This window comes from bacterium, assembly GCA_009926305.1.
Taxonomy (GTDB): Bacteria; Bdellovibrionota_C; UBA2361; order UBA2361; family RFPC01; genus RFPC01.
The window spans coordinates 1-5,910 of sequence record RFPC01000111.1 but is presented as its reverse complement, the minus strand read 5'-3'; the positions used below and the strand labels follow the sequence as shown (position 1 = coordinate 5,910).

Sequence of the window (5,910 nt, the reverse complement as noted above, 5' to 3'; positions counted from 1 at the left end):
GTTATCTCTATTATTCCTGCTTAAATCCGTAAACACGGGAGAGGTGTATCTAGGGCTCTCCTACTACTACCTAAAGTCAGGAGGTTAGCGAGATTCCAAGCGACTCTCAGATAAGGCACGTGCAACAAACGCTTCTTAAGTCACTGAGGAAGGAGTACAGAAATAAAGATTAAAAAAGATGGTGGTACGTGGTTACTGGGGTACGTGGTTACTGGGGCACTGCCTTCTGGCTGAAAGTCTCGTATGTGAATGAAAACGCGAGTAGAAAGAAGTTCGTGCGAAGGTGTATAGCTTTACGCAGGCTGGTATAAGAAAATCAGATCTTGATCCATTCCCTTCGGATCAAGTGACTCCTCCCAAACCACCAAATCGCTGATTGCTATAATGGCATGCTCCTGTCCAGGTCGTAATTTTATGGCAAAGCCCTGTTGAATGATCGCCGTCCGCAATTCCGTTTCGTCTTCAGGTCTATAGATTAAGACACCCAAACCTTCCTTCCAGGTAAGTTCCTCTATCTTCTCCTCGTGCTTCTCATACGCTAAATATTTACCGCCCTTTACGACTAAATTTTTCTCGACGATAGTATTATTGTTCTCCAAACTCTCAACGAAGACCCCTCCCCATGGGGTTTGTATGATCATTGGATCATTCGCTCGCGAGTTAATGTCACCCAAAAGTTTTTGAAATAAGGGGGCTTCTGATAAGGCATGCTCAATTGAGGCGACCGAATCACAAAAGCTTCTATACTCCTGCTGAGAGCTAAAGGGCGCGATCCGAGAGGGGACATCATGCAAGGATCGAATCGGACGGGAACGCTCAAACATGCCTCTTACTCCTGAGAACAACTATCATCGGTATTTAGGCAAACCGTAATTGACTAAAATCATTAATCAAATATACGTTTCCTGAAATTTCAGGGTGCATGCCAGGTAGTTCTAAAACCTGATCGGTAAAAGTCATTTGAACCCGCTCGCGCTCTTCTTCACTCATCCCAGATAGCGGCAATCGAATGTATACATCTGGTATTCCGGCTAAGAATGCGGCGGCAACATCACCAATACTATCACCCAACATTATAGCCGTCTCGGGATCAATAGAATTCTGCTCACATGCATCAAGCACGTCGGCACCACTAAATCCATGCTCAAGTTTCTTCGCAGCATTTCCTACAATTGGTGGACGAGGGATACTCTCCTCCTGTCCGTCGTACAGGAAACTCCACAGACGCTCAACGATTGTTGCGCTCGACGCACTGCAGATCACGAAAGGGACTCCTCTTTCTCTTGCAGCCCCATGTAATTTGGCAACACCCTCATCAAGGGACACCTCAGTATCTTTCGCCAGTTGGTAGGTTGTAGTCTTTGAATTCAGGAGCAACTTTAGATGTTCCTCTATTCTTAGAGCTAGTTCCTCAGAGTTAGCATCCCCTTCCGCCCCCAAGGCTTCCACATGAGTCCGCGCAATCTCCTTGATGACAGCATCTTCTCGTTGACCAGAGGCTTTTGCATACCGATGCCATTCTTCTGGGGAAAAAAGAGATCCACTGGTTGTACCGCCCACAGCCTGACTCAAAGCCCATGCGAAACGACCTTGGTGGCTATCGTGAAAAAATCCGGTTCCTCGCGCTATGGTCTCGTCAAAATCAGAGACAATCCCCTTAGGATTAATGTCGACGGTGCTGTTGAGTCTGTGCAAGCTGATGTTGCTTTGCCGCAGAATCGATGAGTCGCTTAAGCTTATATCGGTAGGAGGCTTCCTAGGAAGAGATGCGCTTGATAAATCAAAAGCTTTAGCATCCTGGTCTCTATTAGGCATATTGAATAGACCTTAGTACAAAAAACTTCACCCAAAAGCTCTACATTGGGTTACTTATCATTGCCCCGATGAGCGTCACCCGCGGTAGGCACCTAGCCACGGAAGACGCAGTCTCACTTCAAATAAAACAGAGTATCGGCTTAACCCACGACTCAGGGCAGCACATCGAATGGAGTTTTACGCCGACTGCGCCGGCTCTTACCCCCTCTCTGTCGGGGAGACGCTATCAACACCCCAAAACCTCGTCAACTTTAGTAAAACAGCGAGCTATAAACAAAAATAGATTCGCAATAAAGCCTATTTATATCAATAGCTTACATTACCTATCGGCACTTTAGTTCCCGATAAGCCAGAAGGCAAAAATCAAGATTGTGCCTCGTTCGTCCGCAAATAAACCGATATTTGTAAAAAAGATAATTCAATTGAAGGCGCCTCCATATGTCGAAGATATTCTACTCCACTGTGTACGCTCATGCCTAAATACGCTACATACTGTCCGTTAGCTGAATTTTTCGGAGACTCATTATGCCATCTCAAAAGCTAAACACCGTACTGGCAATAGGAGAATTATTGTGGGACGTGCTTCCAAGTGGGAAGATGTTAGGTGGCGCACCAGCCAACTACTGTTTTCGTTTACGTCAACTTGGAGTGCCCGCGCTCATGGTGAGCCGAGTCGGCGTCGATAGCTTGGGAGACGAGCTCATTAGCAATCTCACGAACTTGGATTTCGATCTCTCCCTTCTACAGCATGACGCCAATACACCGACGGGAACGGTAGATGTGACTCTCACCTCAGATGGCAATCCGAGCTTCACCATCAATCCGAATGTAGCTTACGACAATTTGGAATGGAATGATTCTCTTGAGGCTGCAGCAAAAGAAGCCACCTTTGTGTGCTTTGGAACTCTGGCTCAACGAGGTGAACAAAGCCGTTCGACTATCTACAAAATTCTCGATAGCGCTTCAAACGCAACTAAGTTCCTAGATATTAATCTGCGAAAAAACTGTTACAACAAAGAGACTCTCCGACGCTCTTTAGAATTAACCAATATTCTAAAATTGAATCAAAGTGAAGTTGGCCTGGTGAAAGGCCTCCTCGATATTGAAACAAGTGATTCGATAACCTTCTCTGAAATCCTAATCAATCAGTTCGACATCAATACTATCCTCATCACTCTCGGAGAAAAGGGTGTTCTTGCAATAGACAAGTCTCTGGGGTCTATCACAGTCCCAGGCATCCCAGTCACGGTAGTTGATACAATAGGCTCCGGTGATTCATTTTCAGCAGGGTTTACATTTAAGTACTTATCAGGAGCATCTCTTCAAGAGTGCTGTCAGTTCGGTAATATCACGGGAGCAATGCATGCAACTTACTCAGGCGGAATGCCCATCATAACCAGAAAGTCTGTAAAAGATTTTATCCACGACAGACACCTCTCAGAAGTCCTATTTTAATTTTTTGATAGGTAAGAGGTGAAGCGGTCGAAAGATATATTCCCTCTCACCAATTTAGTGATGCTGACTCACGGCTCCTAAAAACGTGGTAACAAGCAGGGACAGTGCCCGGCCGACATAACGCTCTCCAGAATGTGAGTCCCAACACGGCGCTCCTTCAGCAAGGTGCAGATACGCAACTGGGAGCCGACTCGCCATTCTATGAACGTAGCGTGCCGCCTCCTCTAAACTCATACCCCAGTAATCAGGTAGCAGCTTCTTTTTTTTGGGGCGTATGAGATAGTTTACTCCCTAAGGAAATTACGAAACCGCTGCAAGTCCTCCGTAAAATTTACTTCAACCAGCTCTCCAACATCCGCTGTTCCGACCAGACACCCTCTTGCCTGCAGCTCTCTCCACACCCAGGACACGCGATACTCACCTTGAGAATTCAGTGCATCCGAGTAGCGCCCCCTTTTAATCTCATCGCGGAACACCTCAACGTATAGCGGAAGCGCTTCAGCTGATAGATTATAAATTCCAGCTACATTCCCCTTGCTAACTCCATTAGCTGACTCCTCTTGAGGTACGATTCCTCTCTTATGGGTAACGTTTATTCGAGTATACGATTTATTTTTAGGGGGTGTACTGTTTGTTACACCTATCGTGACATGATTCTGGCTATTCACTATCGACTTGTAAGACGACGCAACGCTATCAGCAACAGAGATAACTGCATGATCTAGTCCGAGAGTTATTGCATGCTCGATACCGAGAAGGAACGAGAAGCCAACACCTCGCCTCGCCCCGCGCACGATTGATATTTCCGGTTTCCGCTCAAAAGAGAAGCGCTCAGTGAATGCAACCAGCTGATCCACAACTGACGAATCACTTGCCCCAACGATTATCACATGTTCAAGAGGCTGCGCCATTTCCAAACGCCTGTAGAGGTGATGCAAAATAGGAAGTTCCTGCACTGGATCGCGCATCAGTGGTTTCGGAATATCTCTACCAACCGCTCCTAGACGTGTACCCCGACCAGCAGCAGCTAAAATAAGTGGCATACTGTCCTCCATGTACGTAGCGCGATAGCGTATCGTTCCTGCGCTTTTGTATAGAATTGTAGTAGTTCGGATTGCCCACCTTCGCTTATAAGAAAGGATTTCAGAGAGCTGACGAGCGAGCTAGTCCCCTCGACTTGTAAAACATCATAGACGACGGCTGTAATCTCTCGACTTCTCGGGGTATTCATAAGATCCGCCGCCCCGGCCACTGCATGTAGGCAATGAGTAACCGCCAGTGCCCATAGGGTAAAGTGCTGGATAGTTCCGTTTGGAGTATAGTAGTAGTTTTTTAGCTTCTCCTCCTGCTTCGGACTCAGCGGCGCTGCCTCTGGATAACCAATAAGCAGCTCCTTCTGCTCAAGAGGGGCACATTCACCTGTTGTCGCAACTGAGTGCGCAACTCGGGGCGGATAGATGTCAACTAAGTAAGCACAGTCACCAACAACGACAAAATTATCAAATCCGGTATCATAACCTATCGGTCTATCGCCGTACTGTGTGCGTATAATCTTAACTACTTCTTTCATAATCGCTCTTACTGTACTTACCTGTTCGGAGAGGTGCGCTGTGGGCAGCTTAATAAGAGCATTGGGAGCTGAAATTTTCTGAGCGTGTATCTCGACTGTGGGAGCTCCGGATGAGTGTCTGCCAAGGCATACGTAGGTCTGAGGTAGCGTTACATCAGCCTCAATCAGTTGATCGTGATAATACTCAGTCAACGCTACCCGTTTTTTTGCCTCTTCAAGTGCTACTTCAGAACATGTGGAGTCCCCAACGATATTACTCTTCACCAACTGCTGACCATCGAGCATTATTTCTGCATAGCTTCCGAGTTTTATGCAGTCACTACCCCGTGAACCGGGATCTGAGCTGGATAGCTCACTCTTTCTACTTTCTGCTAGCGGGATTGGCTCTTCCATCACCCAAGTGTAGGTAAGACGATACTTCTCCTCAAATAAGTAGCTCATCGTACGAAGTAAGTATGTCAATCTTGTAGAATCTCACACAGTTGAGTAATGTAAGGCAGTGGCAGATCACATTTCAGTAAGGCGACACATTGAAACTTTCTCCCCTTGAACAGAAATTGTTGGGAGCGATCAGCTTACAGGGCGACGCTTCGCTATCAGAGCTCGCCAAGCAAATCAATACTAAAACTCATAAGTGTCGCTACGCTTTTAATGCTCTCTTTGAGAAGGGCATTCTGACAAGAAGAGTTATCATCAACTCTTTTCTTTTGGGATACTCCATCCATGCGTTTTGGTTCTCGCTTAACACTGAACACAGAAAAAATCCTACAGCACTACACACTCTCTTAAAGGAATCAAAACAGGTCGGTTACTTCGGGGAATATATGGGAGATCATCCCTATCGGTTAGATCTCTACACGAGGAATATTCAGGAGCTTCGCGAGTTTTTTATCGATCTCTCTGAGCGCCTCGGAAACCTCTTCGGAGGAAAAGAGCTCTCAGATATTTATTCTATCACCGATTTTCCACTCAAGTATCTCCACTCAAATGGAAGTGAAATACATTGCTCCAGAGTAGAGTATAATGCGACAGTTGTTGAGATCGACGACTTGGACCATAGGATTTTAAGC

At 46.2% G+C, this 5,910-nt stretch carries 6 protein-coding genes; 2 read left to right on the top strand and 4 right to left on the bottom strand.

All coding sequences use genetic code 11. The annotated features are described in order from the left end of the window. Positions 1-293 precede the first annotated feature (293 nt). Together EBR25_12095 and EBR25_12090 are read right to left on the bottom strand one after the other, a co-directional pair. Positions 294-824 carry a hypothetical protein gene (locus tag EBR25_12095; GenBank protein NBW41726.1) on the bottom strand — a complete coding sequence of 177 codons (531 nt, stop codon included), beginning with the start codon at positions 822-824 and terminating at the stop codon, positions 294-296. A 34-nt stretch (positions 825-858) separates the two neighbouring features. Then, positions 859-1,815: an HAD family hydrolase gene (locus EBR25_12090; protein NBW41725.1), complete on the bottom strand. Its 957-nt coding sequence runs from the start codon at positions 1,813-1,815 to the stop codon at positions 859-861. A 525-nt stretch (positions 1,816-2,340) separates the two neighbouring features. Here EBR25_12090 and EBR25_12085 point away from each other — a divergent pair. Further along, a complete protein-coding gene (locus EBR25_12085) occupies positions 2,341-3,270 on the top strand; it encodes a carbohydrate kinase (protein NBW41724.1) in 930 nt (309 codons plus the stop codon). A 284-nt stretch (positions 3,271-3,554) separates the two neighbouring features. On the opposite strand, the gene EBR25_12080 is transcribed toward EBR25_12085, so the two are convergent. Both EBR25_12080 and EBR25_12075 read right to left on the bottom strand, forming a co-directional pair. Continuing rightward, positions 3,555-4,325, bottom strand: a complete 771-nt coding sequence (locus EBR25_12080; GenBank protein NBW41723.1) for a hypothetical protein — start codon at positions 4,323-4,325, stop codon at positions 3,555-3,557. Continuing rightward, entirely contained in the window at positions 4,298-5,233 is a 936-nt protein-coding gene (locus tag EBR25_12075) for a hypothetical protein (protein ID NBW41722.1), read from the bottom strand. Before EBR25_12075 ends, EBR25_12080 begins: the two co-directional genes overlap by 28 nt. Positions 5,234-5,370: 137 nt before the next feature. On the opposite strand from EBR25_12075, the gene EBR25_12070 reads away from it, so the two are divergent. Continuing rightward, positions 5,371-5,910: Lrp/AsnC family transcriptional regulator (locus tag EBR25_12070; protein NBW41721.1), on the top strand; the 540-nt coding region annotated here is incomplete at its 3' end.

Bases quoted from the DNA above. Each gene is read 5' to 3' on its own strand.
- EBR25_12095 (NBW41726.1), bottom strand. From the start codon at position 824: ATGTTTGAGCGTTCCCGTCCGATTCGATCCTTGCATGATGTCCCCTCT.
- EBR25_12090 (NBW41725.1), bottom strand. From the start codon at position 1,815: ATGCCTAATAGAGACCAGGATGCTAAAGCTTTTGATTTATCAAGCGCA.
- EBR25_12085 (NBW41724.1), top strand. From the start codon at position 2,341: ATGCCATCTCAAAAGCTAAACACCGTACTGGCAATAGGAGAATTATTG.
- EBR25_12080 (NBW41723.1), bottom strand. From the start codon at position 4,325: ATGGAGGACAGTATGCCACTTATTTTAGCTGCTGCTGGTCGGGGTACA.
- EBR25_12075 (NBW41722.1), bottom strand. From the start codon at position 5,233: ATGGAAGAGCCAATCCCGCTAGCAGAAAGTAGAAAGAGTGAGCTATCC.